This window comes from Anaplasma marginale str. Florida (genome assembly GCF_000020305.1).
Taxonomy (GTDB): Bacteria; Pseudomonadota; Alphaproteobacteria; order Rickettsiales; family Anaplasmataceae; genus Anaplasma; species Anaplasma marginale.
Genome location: NC_012026.1, coordinates 516,288 through 535,852, shown reverse-complemented (window position 1 = coordinate 535,852; position 19,565 = coordinate 516,288). Strand labels below are relative to the sequence as shown.

The 19,565-nt window shown below is 47.3% G+C and carries 20 protein-coding genes, 1 tRNA gene and 4 pseudogenes; 15 read left to right on the top strand and 10 right to left on the bottom strand.

The features are described 5' to 3' along the window. Positions 1 to 605: 605 nt before the first annotated feature. Positions 606 to 929, top strand: a pseudogene (locus AMF_RS07265) (bifunctional proline dehydrogenase/L-glutamate gamma-semialdehyde dehydrogenase); the annotation flags it as partial. Positions 930 to 988: 59 nt separating this feature from the next. On the opposite strand, the gene fabG reads toward AMF_RS07265, so the two are convergent. Beyond that, positions 989 to 1,726: a 3-oxoacyl-[acyl-carrier-protein] reductase gene (gene fabG, locus AMF_RS07260; RefSeq protein ID WP_029209697.1), complete on the bottom strand. Its 738-nt coding sequence runs from the start codon at positions 1,724 to 1,726 to the stop codon at positions 989 to 991. A 258-nt stretch (positions 1,727 to 1,984) separates the two neighbouring features. On the opposite strand from fabG, the gene putA reads away from it, so the two are divergent. From putA to AMF_RS07215, 9 genes and pseudogenes are all read left to right on the top strand, one after another. Then, a complete protein-coding gene (putA, locus tag AMF_RS07255; protein ID WP_029209799.1) occupies positions 1,985 to 5,125 on the top strand; it encodes a bifunctional proline dehydrogenase/L-glutamate gamma-semialdehyde dehydrogenase PutA in 3,141 nt (1,046 codons plus the stop codon). Between the two features lie 501 nt (positions 5,126 to 5,626). Further along, entirely contained in the window at positions 5,627 to 5,968 is a 342-nt protein-coding gene (locus AMF_RS07250) for a hypothetical protein (RefSeq protein ID WP_010264432.1), read from the top strand. An 8-nt stretch (positions 5,969 to 5,976) separates the two neighbouring features. Further along, positions 5,977 to 6,531, top strand: a complete 555-nt coding sequence (locus AMF_RS07245) for a head-tail connector protein (RefSeq protein ID WP_010267583.1) — start codon at positions 5,977 to 5,979, stop codon at positions 6,529 to 6,531. Beyond that, a complete protein-coding gene (locus AMF_RS07240; RefSeq protein WP_010267580.1) occupies positions 6,528 to 6,914 on the top strand; it encodes a hypothetical protein in 387 nt (128 codons plus the stop codon). The genes AMF_RS07245 and AMF_RS07240 overlap by 4 nt, the downstream gene beginning before the upstream one ends. Beyond that, complete coding sequence (locus AMF_RS07235; RefSeq protein ID WP_010264423.1) at positions 6,889 to 7,296, top strand: phage tail tube protein; 408 nt, start codon at positions 6,889 to 6,891, stop codon at positions 7,294 to 7,296. The genes AMF_RS07240 and AMF_RS07235 overlap by 26 nt, the downstream gene beginning before the upstream one ends. Positions 7,297 to 7,373: 77 nt before the next feature. Continuing rightward, positions 7,374 to 8,072 (top strand): hypothetical protein, encoded by a 699-nt coding sequence (locus AMF_RS07230; protein ID WP_010264420.1) that lies wholly within the window; start codon positions 7,374 to 7,376, stop codon positions 8,070 to 8,072. Positions 8,073 to 8,125: 53 nt separating this feature from the next. Next, positions 8,126 to 9,538 carry a phage terminase large subunit gene (gene terL, locus AMF_RS07225; protein ID WP_010267576.1) on the top strand — a complete coding sequence of 471 codons (1,413 nt, stop codon included), beginning with the start codon at positions 8,126 to 8,128 and terminating at the stop codon, positions 9,536 to 9,538. A gap of 250 nt (positions 9,539 to 9,788) precedes the next feature. Next, positions 9,789 to 9,986, top strand: a complete 198-nt coding sequence (locus tag AMF_RS07220; RefSeq protein ID WP_010264417.1) for a TAXI family TRAP transporter solute-binding subunit — start codon at positions 9,789 to 9,791, stop codon at positions 9,984 to 9,986. Positions 9,987 to 9,995: 9 nt separating this feature from the next. Continuing rightward, positions 9,996 to 10,493, top strand: a pseudogene (locus AMF_RS07215) (tRNA (adenosine(37)-N6)-threonylcarbamoyltransferase complex transferase subunit TsaD); the annotation flags it as partial. A 109-nt stretch (positions 10,494 to 10,602) separates the two neighbouring features. Here the strand turns inward: AMF_RS07215 and ubiG (AMF_RS07210) are convergent. Beyond that, positions 10,603 to 11,307: a bifunctional 2-polyprenyl-6-hydroxyphenol methylase/3-demethylubiquinol 3-O-methyltransferase UbiG gene (ubiG, locus tag AMF_RS07210; RefSeq protein WP_010267566.1), complete on the bottom strand. Its 705-nt coding sequence runs from the start codon at positions 11,305 to 11,307 to the stop codon at positions 10,603 to 10,605. A 92-nt stretch (positions 11,308 to 11,399) separates the two neighbouring features. Then, a complete protein-coding gene (locus AMF_RS07205; protein ID WP_012658943.1) occupies positions 11,400 to 11,840 on the bottom strand; it encodes an RpiB/LacA/LacB family sugar-phosphate isomerase in 441 nt (146 codons plus the stop codon). Positions 11,841 to 12,032: 192 nt separating this feature from the next. On the opposite strand from AMF_RS07205, the gene AMF_RS07200 reads away from it, so the two are divergent. Beyond that, positions 12,033 to 12,275, top strand: coding sequence for a hypothetical protein (locus AMF_RS07200; protein WP_010267564.1), 243 nt, complete (start codon positions 12,033 to 12,035; stop codon positions 12,273 to 12,275). A gap of 221 nt (positions 12,276 to 12,496) precedes the next feature. Here the strand turns inward: AMF_RS07200 and AMF_RS07195 are convergent. Then, positions 12,497 to 12,989 (bottom strand): annotated as a pseudogene (locus AMF_RS07195) (translation initiation factor IF-2); the annotation flags it as partial. Here AMF_RS07195 and ubiG (AMF_RS07190) point away from each other — a divergent pair. Continuing rightward, the gene (gene ubiG / locus AMF_RS07190) at positions 12,924 to 13,403 is read left to right on the top strand and encodes a bifunctional 2-polyprenyl-6-hydroxyphenol methylase/3-demethylubiquinol 3-O-methyltransferase UbiG (protein WP_338022826.1); all 480 of its coding nucleotides are present in this window, start codon (positions 12,924 to 12,926) and stop codon (positions 13,401 to 13,403) included. The pseudogene AMF_RS07195 and the gene ubiG (AMF_RS07190) sit on opposite strands and share 66 nt — an antisense overlap. Further along, positions 13,372 to 13,701: pseudogene (locus AMF_RS10660) on the top strand (hypothetical protein); the annotation flags it as partial. The gene ubiG (AMF_RS07190) and the pseudogene AMF_RS10660, both read left to right, overlap by 32 nt. Positions 13,702 to 13,718: 17 nt before the next feature. Here the strand turns inward: AMF_RS10660 and mdh are convergent. Both mdh and AMF_RS07175 read right to left on the bottom strand, forming a co-directional pair. Beyond that, a complete protein-coding gene (gene mdh, locus AMF_RS07180; RefSeq protein WP_012658941.1) occupies positions 13,719 to 14,672 on the bottom strand; it encodes a malate dehydrogenase in 954 nt (317 codons plus the stop codon). Positions 14,673 to 14,723: 51 nt separating this feature from the next. Then, positions 14,724 to 15,077, bottom strand: a complete 354-nt coding sequence (locus AMF_RS07175; protein ID WP_010264370.1) for a dihydroneopterin aldolase — start codon at positions 15,075 to 15,077, stop codon at positions 14,724 to 14,726. A 69-nt stretch (positions 15,078 to 15,146) separates the two neighbouring features. Between AMF_RS07175 and AMF_RS07170 the strand changes: the two genes are divergently transcribed. Further along, positions 15,147 to 15,779, top strand: coding sequence for an RDD family protein (locus AMF_RS07170; protein ID WP_010264366.1), 633 nt, complete (start codon positions 15,147 to 15,149; stop codon positions 15,777 to 15,779). On the opposite strand, the gene tsaD is transcribed toward AMF_RS07170, so the two are convergent. From tsaD to AMF_RS07150, 4 genes are all read right to left on the bottom strand, one after another. Next, on the bottom strand, positions 15,738 to 16,763 hold the full coding sequence (tsaD, locus tag AMF_RS07165) for a tRNA (adenosine(37)-N6)-threonylcarbamoyltransferase complex transferase subunit TsaD (protein ID WP_012658940.1): 1,026 nt from the start codon (positions 16,761 to 16,763) through the stop codon (positions 15,738 to 15,740). The two genes, AMF_RS07170 and tsaD, sit on opposite strands and share 42 nt — an antisense overlap. A 9-nt stretch (positions 16,764 to 16,772) precedes the next feature. Then, complete coding sequence (locus AMF_RS07160; protein WP_010264345.1) at positions 16,773 to 17,768, bottom strand: TAXI family TRAP transporter solute-binding subunit; 996 nt, start codon at positions 17,766 to 17,768, stop codon at positions 16,773 to 16,775. Between the two features lie 7 nt (positions 17,769 to 17,775). Next, complete coding sequence (locus AMF_RS07155; RefSeq protein WP_010267526.1) at positions 17,776 to 18,501, bottom strand: triosephosphate isomerase; 726 nt, start codon at positions 18,499 to 18,501, stop codon at positions 17,776 to 17,778. A gap of 23 nt (positions 18,502 to 18,524) precedes the next feature. After that, positions 18,525 to 18,598: transfer RNA gene (locus tag AMF_RS07150), tRNA-Thr, on the bottom strand. 116 nt (positions 18,599 to 18,714) lie between these two features. Between AMF_RS07150 and rsmA the strand changes: the two genes are divergently transcribed. Continuing rightward, on the top strand, positions 18,715 to 19,527 hold the full coding sequence (gene rsmA / locus AMF_RS07145; protein WP_010267525.1) for a 16S rRNA (adenine(1518)-N(6)/adenine(1519)-N(6))-dimethyltransferase RsmA: 813 nt from the start codon (positions 18,715 to 18,717) through the stop codon (positions 19,525 to 19,527). The last annotated feature ends 38 nt before the right edge of the window (positions 19,528 to 19,565 follow it).

The window sequence follows — 19,565 nt, the reverse complement described above, 5'->3', positions numbered from 1 at the left end:
TATGTGTCCGAGCCGGCGGCTAACCGGGGCAAGCGCATCCGCGAGTTCGTGCACCCAACACAATACGAATAGATTGATAAGAGCTTGGGCTGCCAGCTTGGCGCTGGCAACTGCCATAATGTCTGTCATACCAAGAACGCGAGAAGCATGATAAACCTGAAGATTAGGTGCTTATCTTCCTAAGCTCAACTTTTAGTTTAATATTATAAAAATGTCTACGAAAGAAGAGTGCGTACCCAGATTGAGGCCGCTATCTTGCTTGGCTGTCGTGACAAAACTGCAGAATAAAGGCATCTAGGATCAGTATCCAACGCCGTCAAGGCCGAAATACCCGCACTAATCATTTTGCGCTGTAGGATTTATCTGGCAAAGCCCAGCCAGCTGAGAAGCACTCGCCGTTCGAGTTCCCTGAGTATATGTGCACCGATGCTAAGCGCCAATACACATTGACAAATATCGACGCAGAACGCCTATATGCTTGTTCCAAGTGGTGCGGGTTTTTTGGGTCTTGGGCTCATGTTGCGCGGCCCCTGCGCGGCGCTTTGTTGTAGCTCGGTAAGAGTGTTTTGCCGTTTTGTTGATTCTTTTGCGGGTAACAGTACATGATGATCAGTCCTCTACAATCACCTGATGAGTTGCGCAAGCGCATGCAGGGGTTGTACAACGCCGATGAGAAAAGCTATGTAAGATACTTAACTGAGCGCACTGAAGTATCTCAAGAATCAAAGGTGCGGATATATAGCTTGGCTAAGCAAATAATAGAAAAGGTACGCGCAAACAAAAACACCACCATTATAGATGCGTTCATGCAGCAATATGGGCTGTCAACCGAAGAGGGTTTGGCGCTTATGTGCTTGGCGGAGTCCCTGCTTAGAATCCCCGATGATTGCACTATAGACGACATGATAAGGGATAAAATCGCCCGCACCACTTGATGTATATGTACAAGAAGTTTCTGTACGTAAATTGTGCCCACAAACATCTATACTCAACACATCAACATGCCACCATTCACGTGTATGGTCTGTCCAGTTATATAGCTACTGGCATCACTAGCCAAAAACAGAACCACCGAGGCTATGTCTTCAGGAGTGCCCATGCGGCCCATCGGTATGTTATTCAAGATGTGCTCCTTTTGTTTTTCCGGTAGTGGAGCCGTCATCGGTGTATCTATGAACCCCGGAGCAACACAATTTACCGTGATTCCTCGAGATGCAAATTCCAAGGCCAAAGACTTACTCATACCTATTATACCAGCTTTAGATGCCGAATAATTCGCCTGTCCGACATTACCGGTGACACCCACGATCGATGAGATGTTTATGATTCTACCACCCGCATTTTTCAGCATGGCACGGCATGCACTTCTGTTGATTTTGAATACGGCATTCAGATTAATCGCTATGACTCTATCCCAATCCTCATCAGTGATGCGGAGTGAGAGCTTATCGAGCACTATGCCGGCACTGCAGACCACTCCGTCAATTCCTGACATAAGCTCAGCAGCCCTATCTACTAAGGTATCTACCTCCTCACGATTTAGAAGGTCACACTGTAGCACATGCGCGCTTTTCGCACACTGCGACGCCACATTTTGCAGCGCATCAGCGCGGGTTCCCGATATGCACAGCTCGGCATTTGCCCTGGATAGAGCGACAGATATGGCAGAACCTATGCCTCCAGATGCTCCCACAACCAAAAATCTTTTTCCAGACACATCAAACATCTCTATCCCCATACAGCCCCAAGCCAGTACTCGCTCAGAGTAACGAATTTGCTCGACAGTCGCAATGCCATTCTGTATCATTACGGCGCATTTGTGTTTTACTACTGTATTTTGCAGACACTTCGAGTACAGCCTATCAAGTGGTGCGGGTTTTTTGGGTCTTGGGCTCATGTTGCGCGGCCCCTGCGCGGCGCTTTGTTGTAGCTCGGTAAGAGTGTTTTGCCGTTTTGTTGATTCTTTTGCGGGTAACAGTACATGATGATCAGTCCTCTACAATCACCTGATGAGTTGCGCAAGCGCATGCAGGGGTTGTACAACGCCGATGAGAAAAGCTATGTAAGATACTTAACTGAGCGCACTGAAGTATCTCAAGAATCAAAGGTGCGGATATATAGCTTGGCTAAGCAAATAATAGAAAAGGTACGCGCAAACAAAAACACCACCATTATAGATGCGTTCATGCAGCAATATGGGCTGTCAACCGAAGAGGGTTTGGCGCTTATGTGCTTGGCGGAGTCCCTGCTTAGAATCCCCGATGATTGCACTATAGACGACATGATAAGGGATAAAATCGCCCGCACCACTTGGAACAAGCATATAGGGCGCTCTACGTCGATATTTGTCAATGTGTCCACTTTGGCACTTAGCATCGGTGCGCATATGCTCAGGGAAGTTGATGACTCCCGATGGTACGGCATACTGGGCAATCTGCTTAAAGACATGGGTGAGCCCGTGATAAGAAAAGCCGCCCTACAAGCTATGCAGGTGTTGGGCAAGCACTACGTGTGCGGACGTACAATCGAAGAGGCAATTGCAAGAAGCTATGATGCCGGACACGTGTGCTCCTTCGACGTTCTAGGAGAGGCTGCGAAAACTCGCGCAGATGCAGACAAATACTTTGCTGCCTACATGGGTGCTCTGGAGACGTTGGGTTCTAATGCGCAAGCAGTAGATGATCTAGGATCAAGGCACGGAATATCGGTTAAGTTATCATCTCTGCACCCGAGATATGAATTCGGCCAGGCGGATTACGTACTAAAAGACATATCATCCAAATTATTGGAGTTGTGTCAGGTTGCAAAGAAGTACAACGTTAAACTGACAGTAGACGCTGAAGAGGCGCGTAGGTTAGAGCTGTCTCTTATGATTCTGGACACAGTGTTTTCCGACAGCTCTCTTAATGGTTGGGAGGGGCTTGGTTTTGTCATACAAGCTTATCAAAAAAGGGCGCTGGCCGCTATTGACTTTGTGGAGGATATAGCGATAAGGGCAAACCGCAAGATGATCATTAGGTTAGTGAAGGGTGCTTACTGGGATTATGAAATCCGCAATGCGCAAGAAATGGGATTGGATGGATATCCGGTGTTCACCAGAAAGGTGTACACGGATGTTTCCTATTTTGCATGTGTGCAAAAGCTCTTAAGTAAGCCTGGAACCTTTTATCCCGTTTTCGGAACTCATAACGCTCACTCCGTATCCTTTATTTTGGAAATGACTGACAAAGACCATCCGGGGTTTGAGTTCCAGCGTCTGCATGGCATGGCGCAAGATTTGTACGATTATGTCACCAAGGAAGTTGCACCGAACGTTTGTTGCCGTGTGTACACTCCCATAGGACAGCATCAAGAGTTGTTACCATATTTGATGAGGCGGTTGATAGAGAACGGGGCCAACGTTTCTTTCGTCAATATGATCAACGATTCTGATATTCCCGCGGAGTGCTTGTGCGCTGACCCATTAGAAAAGGCACAATCCTTTGAGTACGCCCCACACCCTTATATCCCACTACCTGCGGATATGTTCCCGGATGGTAGGGTAAACTCCGCTGGGGTCAACACTTCTGATTCGCTTACTATGCTTGCGCTAAGTGAGGAAGTTAGCGCATTTAACGACACGCACTGGAAGGCATACCCAATAATCGGCGGTCAAGATATCACAGAAGGGGAGCTTTACGAAGTGTTCTTCCCTGCAAGCCTCAGCACCAAGGTGGGAGAGGTGTTGTTTGCCACCGCTGAACATGCTGCGCAAAGTATAGAGGCTGCACGAAGCTCGTTTTATAGATGGAGCAACACTCCGGTAGGGGAGCGCGCTGCTATCTTGGAGCATGCTGCAGATTTGCTTGAAAAAGAGCGGGGCAAGTTCTTCTCCCTGTTAGTAAGAGAGGGTGGAAAGGTAATCTCTGACGTCATCGCGGAAATTCGGGAAGCGGTGGATTTCCTGCGGTACTACGCAATGCTTGCTAGAGATCAGCTGACTGATCCGATAAAGCTCCCCGGGCCGGCTGGGGAAGAGAATTATCTCTATTTTGAGAGTCGTGGGACCTTCGTTTGTATATCACCCTGGAACTTCCCCCTGGCCATTTTCCTAGGTCCTATTGCGGCAGCTCTTGTTACCGGTAACACGGTCATAGCCAAGCCTGCTGAACAAACCTCTCTGGTAGCTTATGAAGCAGTAAAGCTGCTATACGAGGCGGGTGTTCCAACTGACGTGCTACATTTTGTACCCGGACGAGGGGAAGTGTTAGGCAATGCCTTGCTTAGCAGCGCGAACATCGCGGGCGTCGCGTTTACTGGATCCACTGAAACCGCGAATATCATCAACCAAGCGATAGCTGGACGGGGCCGGGATATAATCCCACTAATCGCAGAAACTGGGGGCATCAATGCCATGGTGGTTGACAGCTCGGCACTACCAGAACAGGTGGTTGAAGATGTTATCACCTCCGCGTTCAAGAGCGCTGGGCAGCGCTGTTCTTCCCTCAGAGTACTGTTCCTACAGGAAGAAATTGCAGATAAAACAATAGAAATGCTTCTAGGCGCTGTGGCGGAGCTGCGGTTGGGTAATCCGATGGCGCTTAGCACCGACATAGGCCCAGTAATCGACCAGCAAAGCTTTGACATGCTAACTTCTTATGTAGAGGAGATGCGAAAAAAGAAGATCAAACTGCTGTGCAAGGCGGATATCAGCTATCTATCCGGCGAAGAAGAGGGGTATTTCTTTCCCCCTCACATTTTTGAATTAGAATCGATGTCCCAGCTCAGCCGAGAAGTGTTTGGGCCTGTGCTGCACGTCATAAGATATAAAAAATCTGACCTGCCAAGTATACTTGATGACATAAATAGCACCGGATACGGGCTCACTTTCGCTATACAGAGCAGAATACAGAGCAGCATTGACGATATCACTGACAGAATAGGAGCGGGTAATGTATACGTGAATAGAAACCAAGTCGGTGCTGTAGTAGGAGTGCAGCCTTTTGGAGGCCGAGGGCTGTCGGGAACCGGTCCCAAGGCTGGCGGTCCGCACTATTTACATCGATTTTTGACAGAGAAAACCGTTACGGTCAATACCGCTGCGCTCGGAGGTAGCGTGTCCTTAACTTGCCTAGAAGATGAATGATCACGGGACAGCTTGCCAATCCTGAATTTAAGATTCACAAGGATAGAGCCGTTGTATAGCCCGTTCATCAACACACTCTTGTAGTGCGCATACTTGGGCGGGCATAATTTAGCTCGGCGTCATGTGACGGGCAATCACGCACGCGCCTCCCTTGTGGCATCGTGAAATTTGCTAACTTGCCTGCAGTTGCTATGCAATATGACCACGCGAGAGCCCAGCTGCACGGTAGCATAGCCTCAAACCTCCACAGTCCGGCATTGCGCTGCATTTTCGGTAACCTCCCCTAGCGTCGTTCCCTCTTAACGCAAGTTCTTAGTTTCAGGCAAGAAACCCGGCTAAATGTCTAAAACTGCGCGCATTAATAAGGGAGAATCCTCCGCGGAGAGGCAATGCGGGCTTCACCTTTACGACACGACATAGACCAATCCTCAGAAAATTGCTTCCCGGTAACGAGCGACTCACTCTAAAATCCCACTATGTCTCCACTACAATCTTCCTAATATGAGCCATAAAAGCAGCTGTGAGATAGACAGCAAGCATAACCTTTCATTTGATGCAGTCTTCAGAGAAATTGACGAGCTCTTTGAAAAGAAGGAAAAGCAGTTACAAAGTATGTTAGATAGTACTCTTCATGCATTTTTGGAGCAATTTAGAGATATGCTAGAGGAAGAGCTGATACAACCATCACAGAAGGAGCACGCACAGTTATTTGCAGAAGTCACCCCCGATAATATCAGTCAAACGGCAAGCATCTCGCATTTGTACCAGAAAAACTTGGAGATTATGAGCAAGATGATGCTAGAAATTATACAAGAAGCTCTTAAAAATTTCACTGTGGTTTAGGGGTATACATGCTAGCAAATCCTGCCTTTCACGTAGTGCGCAAAGCACCACCAACGCATTTTCCCGTCGCACTGACAGAGGTAAAATCTTTTTTGGGAATCAACAACAGCAGTGAGGACAGCTTACTGACAAGCATCATATCAATGTCTTCAGAGTACGCTCAATGGTATATAGGACAATCTCTCGGCAGGCAAACCTGGGTATTATCCTACAGTAGAGGCAATATTCCAAAAAAAATATATTTGCCGTTTGGCCCAGTTGTTTCTGTAGTATCTGTGAGCGTAGCAACGCAAAATACTTCTTTGCGCTCCGTCACAAGAAAAGAGTATTCCATTGATAATCTGCAATCTAGTGTGGTACACGCGGCAATCGGCGCCACAAAAATAGAGATAGTGTACGAGGCTGGGTACGCGGACATGCGGGACGTTCCCACACAAATCAAGCATGGAATATTGCACCATGTAGCAGTCGCCTATAAAAGGCGAGATTCCATGACCGTCGAACATCTGGCGTTTATCAAGGAGATATACATGCCCTTTAGGGAAGTAAGGCTAGTGCTGTGAACATTGCAGACCTGTATGTTTTGGTATTGGAGCGCCTGAGATCGGACCATATCATGAGAAATTTAGTGAGCTGCATATATGAGCAGGCCCCCACCGTTGCAAGCATACCGTATGCTCATCTGCATATACGCCATGCTGAAGATATAGCAACATTTGACAAAGTGGCTTGCAAAGCGCACATGGCATGCTACATCTTCAGTTACGGCATTCTAGAAACCATAAAAATTGCGAAGTACGCAAGGAATGCATTACAGCAGCTGCTCCAGGAGCAGGAATTCATATTTGTCAGTAAGGGATATAGAGTAGTGCGAAACGGAGAGATCTTTCAATCTACCCTGAGCTTTGAGGTGTTAATAGATGATAGTCTTAAAATTCGGAAATGAAAGCGGCGACTACGTCACTTTAAATGGTATTCAGAGCGTTCGACTAACATTACGTAACAAAAATTCTGAGATTAGAAGCGCTCTCTCAGGGGGGTGGAAAAACTCTCTCAACGGCGCAGGAGACAAGAATGTTGCGGTGCGCGTCACGGGAATTGCAGAACATTCAGCGGCAGAAAGCGTATTGCTGGAGGGTTCATTTGAAAACCGCGCTCTGAATTGTACATTGCTGCTTGGCAGCAACATTTGGAGAACAAAAGTGACTATGACGTGCTTTGTTGAGCTATATGAGTGGCATTATGAGGTCGGAAATTTAGGCACTTTCAACGTGGCGCTGATTAGCAGTGGGCTAGTTCACTACTATCAAAACGCGAAAGACGACTAACTCTCAACATATGAATAAATTAACTATAAGTTTATCTCAAACATGTAAGATTGCGCATATATTGCACGTTCTCATACATGGGCAGGGTAGTTTTCCACGGCCAAATAGCAAGCAAGTACTCCCCGGAAGCGAAGCGCTATATAGGGCTTGTGTTAAGGCACGGTACACCCAGCCAAGCCATGATAGTGCGTGGGATACTAAAAACCCACGCCCATGCGCGCTCATGCACGTCAAAAGCGATAGGTGTAGGAAGGCCCCGGAAGGAGCATCTGCACCTTCTCGAGAAGTATAAAGTACGCACACACAACAAGTGGACAGCAAGGGCCGATATCGCGCCAAGAAGGATGTTGCAGTGCAAACAATCTTCCCGGAGTATAGAGGATATTATACGCGTGTGCAAAGTGAAAAAGGCGGCTACATGCGCACACAAACAGTGGCAACACAGAGTGGCACATTCAACTCACTCTGTATTCAAGACCATGCTAAAAGTGAAAGTTGCACACGGTATGGACCCAACGCAGAGGGCAGGACAAACCAAAGAATCCAACATACGTGAAGCCGCAATATACGGCCGTGCATTGAAAAAACCGCAGAATAAGAAAGGTATATCGTTTATCTTTAAGCTTCTAATGAATCTGCTATTCGCACTAATTTTCCCGCAAATGTTCAAAGGAGACGTCGTTGTGCAATACATTCTCAAAGGACTTGAGCATCAACAGAAGGAAAAGGAAAAAGATTCAGGCCGCAGACATGGTTGTATGTGCATCGCGCGGTAACCCATAAACCACAAGCAGATGCAAAAAATCTGAAATCAACCGGAAGTTATTGTATGAAATTTATTGAATTTCTAAAGCTTGTCTTTGGGACTGTCGCCACCGATAGCCGATACGTTGACAACTGGCATATAAGAGCAATGTCAGACAGGTTGGAAGCGGCTTTAGCTGGGGAAATTAAGCGCCTTATAATAAACGTACCACCAAGATCTATGAAGTCTATATGCGTGAGCGTTGCATGGCCCGCATGGATTTTAGGTTTAAACCCAAAAGCTCGTATTATAGCCGCAAGTTACTCGCAAATTTTAAGCGAAAGGTTTTCATTGGATACTAGGTATGTATTGCAAGCTACTTGGTACCAGGAGCTGTTTCCGGAAGTAAAAATCGTCAGAGATCAAAATACAAAGCATCGGTTCCAAACTACACAGCTAGGGTATAGATTTGCCACCTCAGTTGGAGGAACAATTACGGGGGAGGGTGGCAATTTCCTGATAGTGGATGATCCGATGAATCCTTTACAATCTGAAAGTAAAACATATAGACAAAAAGTCTGCAATTGGTTCGATCAAAGCCTGTTGACAAGGTTGAACGATAGGAAAAACGGAGTTGTGGTTGTGGTCATGCATAGGCTGCACACAGAAGATCTAACCGGGCATTTATTAGCAAAAAAGGGCTATGGCAACAGTTGGCACCATTTATCCCTACCACTGGTATCCACCAGAAAAACCAAAGTGTATGCTTTTGCTTTGCCACGTATACTACGGAGCAATGGCCGAAAATCGAGGAGGATATTGCATGTGAGGCAAGATAACGAGCCTTTGCGCAAAAGCATGAGTGTTCGGTACATAGAGCGCTTGAAGCAAGACGTTGGGACATACGCGTTTTCCTCGCAATACCAACAAGATCCTATAAATCTGGGCAAAGGCATCATAAAGCGTCAATGGTTCAGGCGTTATGTTGATCCAATACCACACAAAGAGTGTGTGATAGTGCAAAGTTGGGACACCGCGAGTACCACGGTCCGTAGTAGCAATTTTAGTGTATGCACCATCTGGGCACACAAGGGTAGGGACTTCTTCCTACTGGAAGTACACAGAGTCAAACTCAAATACGTCGCGCTCAAGGGATTAGTTTTGCACTTGGAAAGCCTGTGGAAGCCGCATGCCGTACTTATTGAGAGCAAGGCAAGCGGTATTCAACTTACCCAAGAGTTGAGCCATCTGCCGATCATATCGGTTGTCCCTACAGGTACAAAAGACATTAGGGTTTTTAAGATTATCCCGATGGTAGAGTCAGGCCGTGTATTTCTCCCACACGAAGCTTCATGGCTGGGTGATTTTGAACAAGAGGTATGTTCATTTCCGTACTACAAGCATGATGACCAAGTTGACAGCATGACGCAGTTCTTATTATGGGCTCATAACACAATATCGGCAGAGGAGGCACGCCCACAAATTAGAGCAATCTAGTAGGGAAGGGGATGCCAATCCCGCTTCTGTTCCGACGTTAAAACTCAAACTTGAAGAAGTATGTGAGAATTTGGGGCGGAAATGGATAGAAAATTTCTCAATTAGCTTGAATACATAATATATATTATGGAAAATAAATCAAAATCTCGAATAGAAGCCGGATATATAAAGTTATGAGTATGAATTTCACAACAACACACCATAACTATCGTTCCAGCCCAGACTACAATGTCTGTGTGGGTTGGGGATAATGTACGCTACAACTGCGCTATCAGACGAGATGGCATATGCGGTGGTGAAATCCGTTGCGTCTCATATTGACAGATTTCGTGAGCTTAGCGGTGCTCTGCGGAAACTTGTACTCAGAGATCTGGTAACCAGTGGTAGTGCGGTTCCGCTGCACGACGGCGCAGCACGCTTTTACAGAGAAGTAGGCATGTTGAAATAGCTCCGCACGATGTCCGGTGTGGGGTGCATTTTGGGGATAGAGACCAGTTGTGATGAGACAGCAGTTGCAGTCTTAGATCAGCGCAGTGTACTGTCACATGAAGTATTATCCCAGAAGGAGCATTCATCTTTTGGTGGTGTAGTACCGGAGATTGCAGCAAGGGCCCATTCTGATTTTCTGCATGTTCTGGTCTCCAAGGCTATGGGTGGTGCCCATATAGGGTTTGATGACCTAAGCGCGATTGCAGTAACATCTGGCCCTGGATTGGTGGGTTCACTTATAGTTGGTGTAATGCTTGCCAAGGCAATTGCATATGTGGCACATAAACCCATCATTGCTGTGAATCACCTTGAGGCTCATGCACTAGTGGCACGTATGATTTATGCTGACCTTGAATTTCCATTCCTAGTGTTGATCATATCTGGGGGGCACTGCCAATTCTTGATCGCACATGATGTCGGTAGGTATACAAAACTTGGTGAATCGGTTGACGACTCGCTGGGGGAGAGCTTATAGAGGTCTCCCCTACTCCATAATTACACGCCGCCGCAACATTCGCAGTAGAAACAGGTGATACAGTATGTCTGAGCAGCATCGCAAAAAATAGATGCAAACTTCAGAGCTTTTTTGCAGCGAGCAAATAATTCACATCCACATCATCACTTGTCACACACCAATCGTTCTGCAACACTCTGTACTTCATACCACTAATATTCTGCACGATAACCCCTCTAGCGCGCAGCATGGAACACACCTCACTTGGTCTGACAAACTTATTCCAGCTGTGTGTTCCCCTAGGCACCCATCGCAAAACATATTCTGCAGCTACTATTGCCAATATCATAGACTTTAACGTTCTATTCAGCGTAGAAAGAAACAGCATGCCTCCCCTTTTGAGTAATCTGCAGGCGTTTTCCAGACAAGATTCTAGATCTGTGACGTGTTCAACAACTTCCATCAGCGTGACTACATCGTAAACTTCTGGATGATTCGCACAGAATTGGTCCAGATGTGCGCAATGGTAATGGATATCCAATCCAGCTACACGTGCGTGCGTTGAAGCAGCTTCTATGCTTGCTTGACTGGGATCTACTCCGGTGACGGAAAAACCTAGCCTCACCATGGACTCCGCAAATATACCTCCGCCACATCCTATGTCTAGTAAGGAACGTTTGGAGGAGCTGCTATCCAACTGTGAAAGTACGTATTTTACCCTTACAGGGTTCACTTTGTGCAAGACAGCAAAGCCATCCCCATCCCACCATTCAGAGGCCAAACTAGAAAATCTGCGGATTTCCGCATCGTCAACACTACAGCACATGCGCTGAGACCAGAACAGCCAGGAGTTCTATTTGCGTCACAGAGGCAAGCATACCAACCTATAGACCACGGCTAGATCACGGCGCTCGGCAGCTAGCCACTACCCAACTTTTTCACTCTGGCCGCGTGCCTCCCACCCAAGAACCTGGTAGTGAGAAATGTGTATAGCACAGACTTAGCCACATCAGGCTCTACGTATCTGGCACCAAAGCACAAGACGTTCGCGTCATTATGCTCTCTAGCAAGCCTAGCGAACGTCGGATCATGGCACAGCGCGGCCCTGATCCACTTATTCCTGTTTGCTGCGATACTCATCCCTATCCCTGTGCCACAAATCAGCACCCCAAAGCTTGTGTCAGACACGCAATCAACCACGCCCGGCACGCAGTCAGGATAATCCGCAGCATCATCACCGACATCGCAGCCACAGTCAGCAACTTCACACCCAAGATCCCCCAGGTATGCACCGAGAAGAAGCCGGAGCTGCACACCCGCATGATCCGAAGCAACGAAAACCCTATCTACCACCAACACAGCACGCGCTCAGACTGAGAATCAATAATACAGAAGGCGACCCTCGGTTGGTAGTCTCACTCATATATCCAATAAAGTCAAAATAATTATGAGAATGTCTCTCCCTACCCCTTCTTTTCGCCATATTTTTCTTTACAACTAAACTTTTAAAGTGTATTACCGCCTGTGATGTTATACCTGTAGTATATATAGATGCCTGAGACGAGCGAAGATCCCGGTGCAATAATAGAATCCACGCTGAACCATTTGAGTGCCACTAGGGAGTACGCGGAGGCTCTTAGGGGTGATATAGTCAGCGCCTTTAAGTCTAGCGCGATTCCTGAGGTACAGTTTCGGTACATGAAGGAGCGGGTCGAGAAGTTCTTGAACCAGATAGACCTGTATGAGAGCATATTTGTCAGTATTAGGGACGCTTATTCTGCAGCGGTGAAGTAGCAGGGAACGTTCTGGGTCCCCTGCCCGTCTGTTTGGTGCGCGCTTCTTCGTGCTCGATTTGCGCTACTGAGCGAGAATAGCCTCCAAGGACCCAGCTACATCGGCCTTTAGTATCATGTTGACCCCTTCGGGCCTGTCCATAGAGAACAGCGGTCCTGTGAAAACGCTGTCATTCCTACCAGAGTCGCGTCCACGGGAGAGGTTAATCCCTGCCCTATGCTCAAGTAAATCTCTGGCGTGTTTTTCAGAAGGCATTACCAGAAAGACGTCACCCGCTTTAGGTACTTTATCAAGCCCTAAAACTCTAACGGGCATTGAGGGTAATGCTTCTTCGACACTATTATCACTGTCATCAAACATGTTGCGCACTTTCCCGTATGAACCGTCTCCGGCTACTACTACGTTTCCCTTGCGCAGCGTACCCCTTTGCACTATTACAGTAGCGACAACGCCGCAATTCCTTTCTATTTTTGATTCTATTACCACGCCTTGTGCCCTACCCTCAACTGGGGCTCTCAACTCTAACATCTCAGCCAACAGTAATATACTGGACTTCAGCTTGTCTAAATTCTCTCCCGTCTTCGCAGAGACGGGGACAATCATGACGTCTCCCCCAAGCTTCTCCGGCACCACGCCATGTTGCAGTAGATCATTGGTAATCTTATCAACATTTGCGTCGCTTCTGTCTATCTTGTTAACTGCAACCACCATTGCGCACATCTGGATCAATTCTGTGCGAATCATCCAGAAGTTTACGATGTAGTCACGCTGATGGAAGTTGTTGAACACGTCACAGATCTAGAATCTTGTCTGGAAAATGCCTGCAGATTACTCAAAAGGGGAGGCATGCTGTTTCTTTCTACGATGAATAGAACGTTAAAGTCTATGATATTGGCGATAGTAGCTGCAGAATATGTTTTGCGATGGGTGCCTAGGGGAACACACAGCTGGAATAAGTTTGTCAGACCAAGTGAGGTGTGTTCCATGCTGCGCGCTAGAGGGGTTATCGTGCAGAATATTAGTGGTATGAAGTACAGAGTGTTGCAGAACGATTGGTGTGTGACAAGTGATGATGTGGATGTGAATTATTTGCTCGCTGCATATAGCAGCCACTTCTGGAGATCATAGTGCTTTCATCGCTGCAATGCAGACTGGGAGTAATATAAACCAGCTGGATAAAGATGGGAATACCCCATTGCAGAGCCTGCTCATCCACTTGGTGCAAAACCGGGGAAATATTACTGATGGGCATATCAAAATCTTAGAAACTTTGGTCTCCCATGGAGCAGCCCTACATCATAAAAATAATAATGGGCTCTCTGCATGTGATATGGCAAAGGCACTCAAAGGGTCATTATTTGGTAGGGAAAACAGCTGCTTACAATTGCTTGCTCAGCATAGGCTGCAGTATGATAGACTCAGCCAGTTACGCACCGCAAGCCCTCAAGATATCGCGCTAACAGAACCACGTATGAGCTCCACGGACTGGTCGAATACGGCCTGCTCCTCCGCGGTCAAGGGAAACTCGACGACCTCTTCCACTCCTTTCTCACCTATAATCACCGGTACACCAACAAACAGATCGCGCACCCCATATTGGCCATCTAGATACGCAGAACACGGCATGATCGAGCGCTTATCTCGAACGTAAGACTCAAGCATGTGTGCACACGAAGCCGCGGGTGCACAGTACGCGGAACCAGTTTTCAGCAGTTTGACAATCTCCTCTCCACCCTTGCGGGTTCTCTCCACGATTGCAGCAATATCGCCCCGATTCAAACGACCGCTTTCTATTAAGCTCTCAACCGGCACTCCGCCCACGGTGGAATACCTAAGCAGCGGTAACATAAGATCCCCGTGCCCGCCTAGAACCATCGCCGAGACGCTGCTCACCGAAACGTTCATATGCCGAGCTAAGAAAAAGGAAAAGCGGGCGGAATCCAAGACCCCAGCCATGCCTACTACCCTATTCGCCGGCAGACCGGAGTATTTGTACATGCACCACACCATAGCATCTAGCGGATTGGTGACAACAATCACAAGGGCTCCGGGAGAATACTTGGCAATATTCTCGGCAATATTCCGCACAACTGCAGCATTTGTGTTCAGCAAATCCTCACGGCTCATCCCCTCTTTCCTGGGAATCCCAGCAGTCACTACCACGGCGTCAGAGTGCTCTATCGCAGCGTAATCTGAGCCACCTGTGATATAAACATCAGAACCTAATAAGGCCAATGCCTGCCCTACATCGAGAACCTTACCTTCCGTCATCCCTCCCGCAACATCAACAAGTACCAACTCCTTCACCACCTGTGATGCACCAAGCATATGCGCCAGCGCCCCTCCAATGTTACCAGCACCAACGAGCGACACTTTTGCAGACCGGGAACTACGCATAAAAAAAGCAAATGCTGAACTTGCCGCACTCTAACAAATTGCTAGGATTTGTCAAGTGCCAAGCGGATCTCCTGTTCTCCAAATAACCGCAACAGAGGTCCCGCTATCTTTCATAAATGAAGCTGCTGGCTTAGATAACTCTACTATACATTCGTCAACAACGGGGTGCTCCTTCACTATGCAGCCGACGAGATCCTTGGCCACGTCCTCCAGCAACTCACGCCCATGCACTTCCAATGCCGCTATCACCCGCTTTTTCAGTAGTGAGTAACATATTGTGTTGGACTTCGCGGGGTACGAGAGGCGCACATTCACTAGAACCTTCTGTTTCAGCGCCTTTTCCCAGTCATACACCCCTATTTGCGTATAAACCGATAACCCAGCTATACTCAACCGAACGACCACAAAAATTCCCGATGAAAAAAGTACTCACGGTTTTATAATAGACCAACTGACTTGTCCAGGGAGTTTGCAATGCAGCGTTTACAGAAGGTTTTTTCTTGGGTTTCAGATAAGCTACTTTTTCCCTTTGGGCGGGCCACGGCACCAAAAGACGGTGAGCTGCGTTACGTTTCAGGCGCAAGAAGGTGTATAAGCACCATGGTAGACCTCGCCATTATAGTGTTTATGCTGCAGTTGGTGCACGCAGTTTTTTTTCTCACCTTTCCAAAAAGTGAGAATGCCTTCAAAGCGATGGAAAAGCACAGAATGGGTGCTTCCTTGACCAAGGACGAGAGAGTTCTGAGGAACAAGCAGATATACAAAGCGGTTGCGCTGCAAGTTGTACAACTAGTTATAGTGTTTGTCTATAACGTGTACATGTGGATAAATTTTTCCGGCACTGCAGGCAAGTTATTAGTAGGACTTCGAGTAATAGATGAGAATACGCTAGAGGCTATGAGCCTGGGACAGGCAACGAAGAGGTTCTTTAGCACCGCATTATCTGGCATACCATTAGGGCTTGGGATTGTGTGGTCAAATTTTGACGCACGCAAGAGAGCATGGCACGATATGATCGCGAAGACCGTGGTTGTGACTAATAAGAGTCTCAAGCGCTGCAAGGAGCTACGGGCAGAGGGGCCAGCGAGCCCTGGGAATGAGCTCTAAGGACGAGAAATTGCCCTTGCGTAGGTTTTCGAGCCCGGCCCATCCGACCATAATACCGTTATCCGTGCACAGCTCTTGGGGAGGGAATATTGCATCAAATCCGAGTTCATTGGCACATTTGCGTATGCTGCCGCGCAAAAAATTGTTGGCGGCTACGCCTCCACTTACAACCATTTTACTGATGCTACTATCGGCAGATTTCGCCGCCGCCATCGCATTCGCAATTCTACTCACCAAAATTTCACCAACGCATTGCTGGAATGACGCACAAATGTCATATAAAGCCTGGTTGTCTAACTTTCCCTCCTTGGCGATGGTATAGCGCACCGCGGTTTTGAGCCCAGAAAACGAAAAGTTGCACCCCGGCCTGCTTTTCAGGGCCCTAGGAAACGGAAACCTGTGCGCATCCCCCTTGAGAGCACAACTTTCCACCTCAGGCCCACCTGGATACCCTAGGCCAAGCATTCTGGCCACTTTATCAAAGCTCTCCCCCAGCGAGTCGTCAACCGATTCACCAAGTTTTGTATACCTACCGACATCATGTGCGATCAAGAATTGGCAGTGCCCCCCAGATATGATCAACACTAGGAATGGAAATTCAAGGTCAGCATAAATCATACGTGCCACTAGTGCATGAGCCTCAAGGTGATTCACAGCAATGATGGGTTTATGTGCCACATATGCAATTGCCTTGGCAAGCATTACACCAACTATAAGTGAACCCACCAATCCAGGGCCAGATGTTACTGCAATCGCGCTTAGGTCATCAAACCCTATATGGGCACCACCCATAGCCTTGGAGACCAGAACATGCAGAAAATCAGAATGGGCCCTTGCTGCAATCTCCGGTACTACACCACCAAAAGATGAATGCTCCTTCTGGGATAATACTTCATGTGACAGTACACTGCGCTGATCTAAGACTGCAACTGCTGTCTCATCACAACTGGTCTCTATCCCCAAAATGCACCCCACACCGGACATCGTGCGGAGCTATTTCAACATGCCTACTTCTCTGTAAAAGCGTGCTGCGCCGTCGTGCAGCGGAACCGCACTACCACTGGTTACCAGATCTCTGAGTACAAGTTTCCGCAGAGCACCGCTAAGCTCACGAAATCTGTCAATATGAGACGCAACGGATTTCACCACCGCATATGCCATCTCGTCTGATAGCGCAGTTGTAGCGTACATTGAAGCACGCACCGATATTGTTTTAACGTCTTGAGGATTGTTTTTATATGTATTGCCGGGTATCAAACCAGCGGTATAGTACGGGTATTTCTCCACGAACTCTGCCATCAGAGCATCATCCAGCGAAAGTGCAACAGCGTCACAAGTAGCAGAGGCTTCTTGCATTCCAGCATTCGGGTGCCCTACAAAATCTGCTATTACATCCACTTTTCCGTCACACAACGCTTGAATCTGCTCTGAAGATTTTAGGTCAGAAGCTACAAGAAGGTCTTTTATCGTCCACCCTTTGGTTTCAAATAGATTTAGAATAGCCGTCCTGACCCCAGTGCCAGGAGCACCCACATTCATTTTCTTGCCCTTTATATCGTCTATGGACTTAATACCAGAATCCTTCCTGACAACTATGGTGAGGTATTCTTTATGCATAGAGGCAAGCAATCTCAAATTATCCATAGGAGGGATGCCTGAATACACACCATTACCCGTATACGCGTGGTATCCTACATCAGATTGGGCCATGCCGATGTCCATAGCACCCCTGCGCATGGAGTTCAAATTATAAACACTACCAGCGGTTGTGGAAGTAGAGCAAATTAGCTGCTCCGATCCACCCGCCTCACCATGACCAAGCACAACAAACTTACATACTCCACCACCTACGGAATAATATATGTTGGTCATAGACCCCGTCCCAACGAGCAGAAAGCTTTTTTGGGAGGCAGAAACTGCCGGTCTACCAAACAATAAAAATGAGCAACTACAAATCGTGATGAACCCGGCAACGACCGCTCGGAGCATAAAAAACCTATAATTCCAACACATTGCTTATAATTCCGCAAAACTCATCTACTTTCGTTCCTGCACTTCCAACCAGCACTCCAGATAGGCCATCAATTTGTGACTTTAGAGCGCGTATGTTGCCCTGGTTTACAGACCCGCCGTAAAGTATGGTACGCGCAGAACCATGGGACCTGATTGTATCAAAAGATTCTCTTATTATCTCTAAATCAGGAATAGTTGAGCCTCCTATGGCCCAAACCGGTTCGTATGCAATTATAAATTCCCCGTACTTCGGGCAACATTTGCTGCATTGCTCGACTAGTATATCACTAGAGATGCCACTATTCCTTTCCTGCAGTGTCTCACCAACGCATATTATAGGTGTAATCCCCTCTTCTATAGCGGATTCAGCCTTTAGTCTGATGTCTGAATTTTCTTCAGCAAATGTACCACGCCTATCAGAGTGCCCAAGGATGACATAGTCACAGCCACACTCTTTTAACATTGCAGCACTTATCTCACCAGTACAGCCTTTACTAACCCCAGAAAAGCAGTTCTGCGCCCCAAGCCTTACCGATGGACACCTAGAGTCGAACGCTGACATCAAAGTAAACGGAGGGCATATGACCAATTCAAGCGGGCCTTTGTTGAGAAGGTCCGATGCAAAGCTGGTGTCAATCGCAGCAAGAAAATCCCTCACCAGAGCGGTATCCCCATTCATCTTCCAGTTAGCTACGACAAGAAAGGACATAAGCTCCACACTCAGTACAAGAGAGCCGGCTGCCGGACTCGAACCGACAACCCCCTGATTACAAGTCAGGTGCTCTACCAATTAAAGCTAAGCCGGCCAGCGACGCGAGGAACCAAGCCGCAACAGCTAGTGACAGAATGATATACATGTTAAGATAAAAGTCAAAAGGTTAATTTTCGGCTATGCTATTGGCGATTCTTAAGCAATTGTACAATGCGCACCATCAGGCATAAAGCATATAAATCGCTCGGACAGAACTTCATTTTGGATCCTTCTATGGCGGAGAAGATAGTCTCCTACGCTGGAAGTATAGAAGGGTATAACATAATAGAGGTTGGCCCTGGATTTGGGACCATGACTGAGATAATTTTAAGGAGCAAAGTCGCAAGTCTACTGGCAATTGAAAAAGATCGCAGACTATCGCCTATGCATAAAGGTCTGATGCAGAAATATCCAAACTATAGGTATATAGAGCACGATGTTTTGGAAATAAACTTGGAGACGATGATCTCAGCGCCAAGCAAGATGATAGCCAACTTGCCGTATAACATATCTGTGATTCTACTCCTCAGGATGTTAAAATACATACATAATTTTGAGAAGTTAACCCTAATGTTCCAAAAGGAGGTGGCAGAGAGATTGGTGGCCAAACCCGGCACTAAGAGTTACTCAATACTATCCGTGCTGGTACAACTGCTGTGCGACGTAGAGAAAGTAAAAGACCTGCAGCCCGGCGCCTTTTCCCCTCCCCCAAAGGTCTGCTCATCTGTAGTCAACATCACACCCCTGGGCAATTTAAGATTTCCTGTAGACTACTCATACATGCTCAAGATGCTAAAAAAAGCATTCGGCTGCAAGAGAAAGACCGTGCGCAACGCGCTGGGGCTGCCGCACCAAGAATTCGATGCGTTGCTTGCAGAGTGTAGGATACCGCCGTCCGTGAGGGCGGAAAACCTTTCTGTGGAGCAACTTTGTGCAGTATCAAACTTCCTGCAGTCACGGCAATATCAGTTCTCTACGGGGTAATCACGGCAGGCACCTGTGAAGTGTGAAATCAACGGCTT

Excerpts from the sequence above, each read along its gene's own strand:
- fabG (WP_029209697.1), bottom strand. The coding sequence starts at position 1,726 with ATGTTTGATGTGTCTGGAAAAAGATTTTTGGTTGTGGGAGCATCTGGA.
- putA (WP_029209799.1), top strand. The coding sequence starts at position 1,985 with ATGATCAGTCCTCTACAATCACCTGATGAGTTGCGCAAGCGCATGCAG.
- AMF_RS07250 (WP_010264432.1), top strand. The coding sequence starts at position 5,627 with ATGAGCCATAAAAGCAGCTGTGAGATAGACAGCAAGCATAACCTTTCA.
- AMF_RS07245 (WP_010267583.1), top strand. The coding sequence starts at position 5,977 with ATGCTAGCAAATCCTGCCTTTCACGTAGTGCGCAAAGCACCACCAACG.
- AMF_RS07235 (WP_010264423.1), top strand. The coding sequence starts at position 6,889 with ATGATAGTCTTAAAATTCGGAAATGAAAGCGGCGACTACGTCACTTTA.
- AMF_RS07230 (WP_010264420.1), top strand. The coding sequence starts at position 7,374 with ATGGGCAGGGTAGTTTTCCACGGCCAAATAGCAAGCAAGTACTCCCCG.
- terL (WP_010267576.1), top strand. The coding sequence starts at position 8,126 with ATGAAATTTATTGAATTTCTAAAGCTTGTCTTTGGGACTGTCGCCACC.
- AMF_RS07220 (WP_010264417.1), top strand. The coding sequence starts at position 9,789 with ATGTACGCTACAACTGCGCTATCAGACGAGATGGCATATGCGGTGGTG.
- ubiG (WP_010267566.1), bottom strand. The coding sequence starts at position 11,307 with ATGTGCTGTAGTGTTGACGATGCGGAAATCCGCAGATTTTCTAGTTTG.
- AMF_RS07200 (WP_010267564.1), top strand. The coding sequence starts at position 12,033 with ATGCCTGAGACGAGCGAAGATCCCGGTGCAATAATAGAATCCACGCTG.
- mdh (WP_012658941.1), bottom strand. The coding sequence starts at position 14,672 with ATGCGTAGTTCCCGGTCTGCAAAAGTGTCGCTCGTTGGTGCTGGTAAC.
- AMF_RS07170 (WP_010264366.1), top strand. The coding sequence starts at position 15,147 with ATGCAGCGTTTACAGAAGGTTTTTTCTTGGGTTTCAGATAAGCTACTT.
- tsaD (WP_012658940.1), bottom strand. The coding sequence starts at position 16,763 with ATGTCCGGTGTGGGGTGCATTTTGGGGATAGAGACCAGTTGTGATGAG.
- AMF_RS07160 (WP_010264345.1), bottom strand. The coding sequence starts at position 17,768 with ATGCTCCGAGCGGTCGTTGCCGGGTTCATCACGATTTGTAGTTGCTCA.
- AMF_RS07155 (WP_010267526.1), bottom strand. The coding sequence starts at position 18,501 with ATGTCCTTTCTTGTCGTAGCTAACTGGAAGATGAATGGGGATACCGCT.
- rsmA (WP_010267525.1), top strand. The coding sequence starts at position 18,715 with ATGCGCACCATCAGGCATAAAGCATATAAATCGCTCGGACAGAACTTC.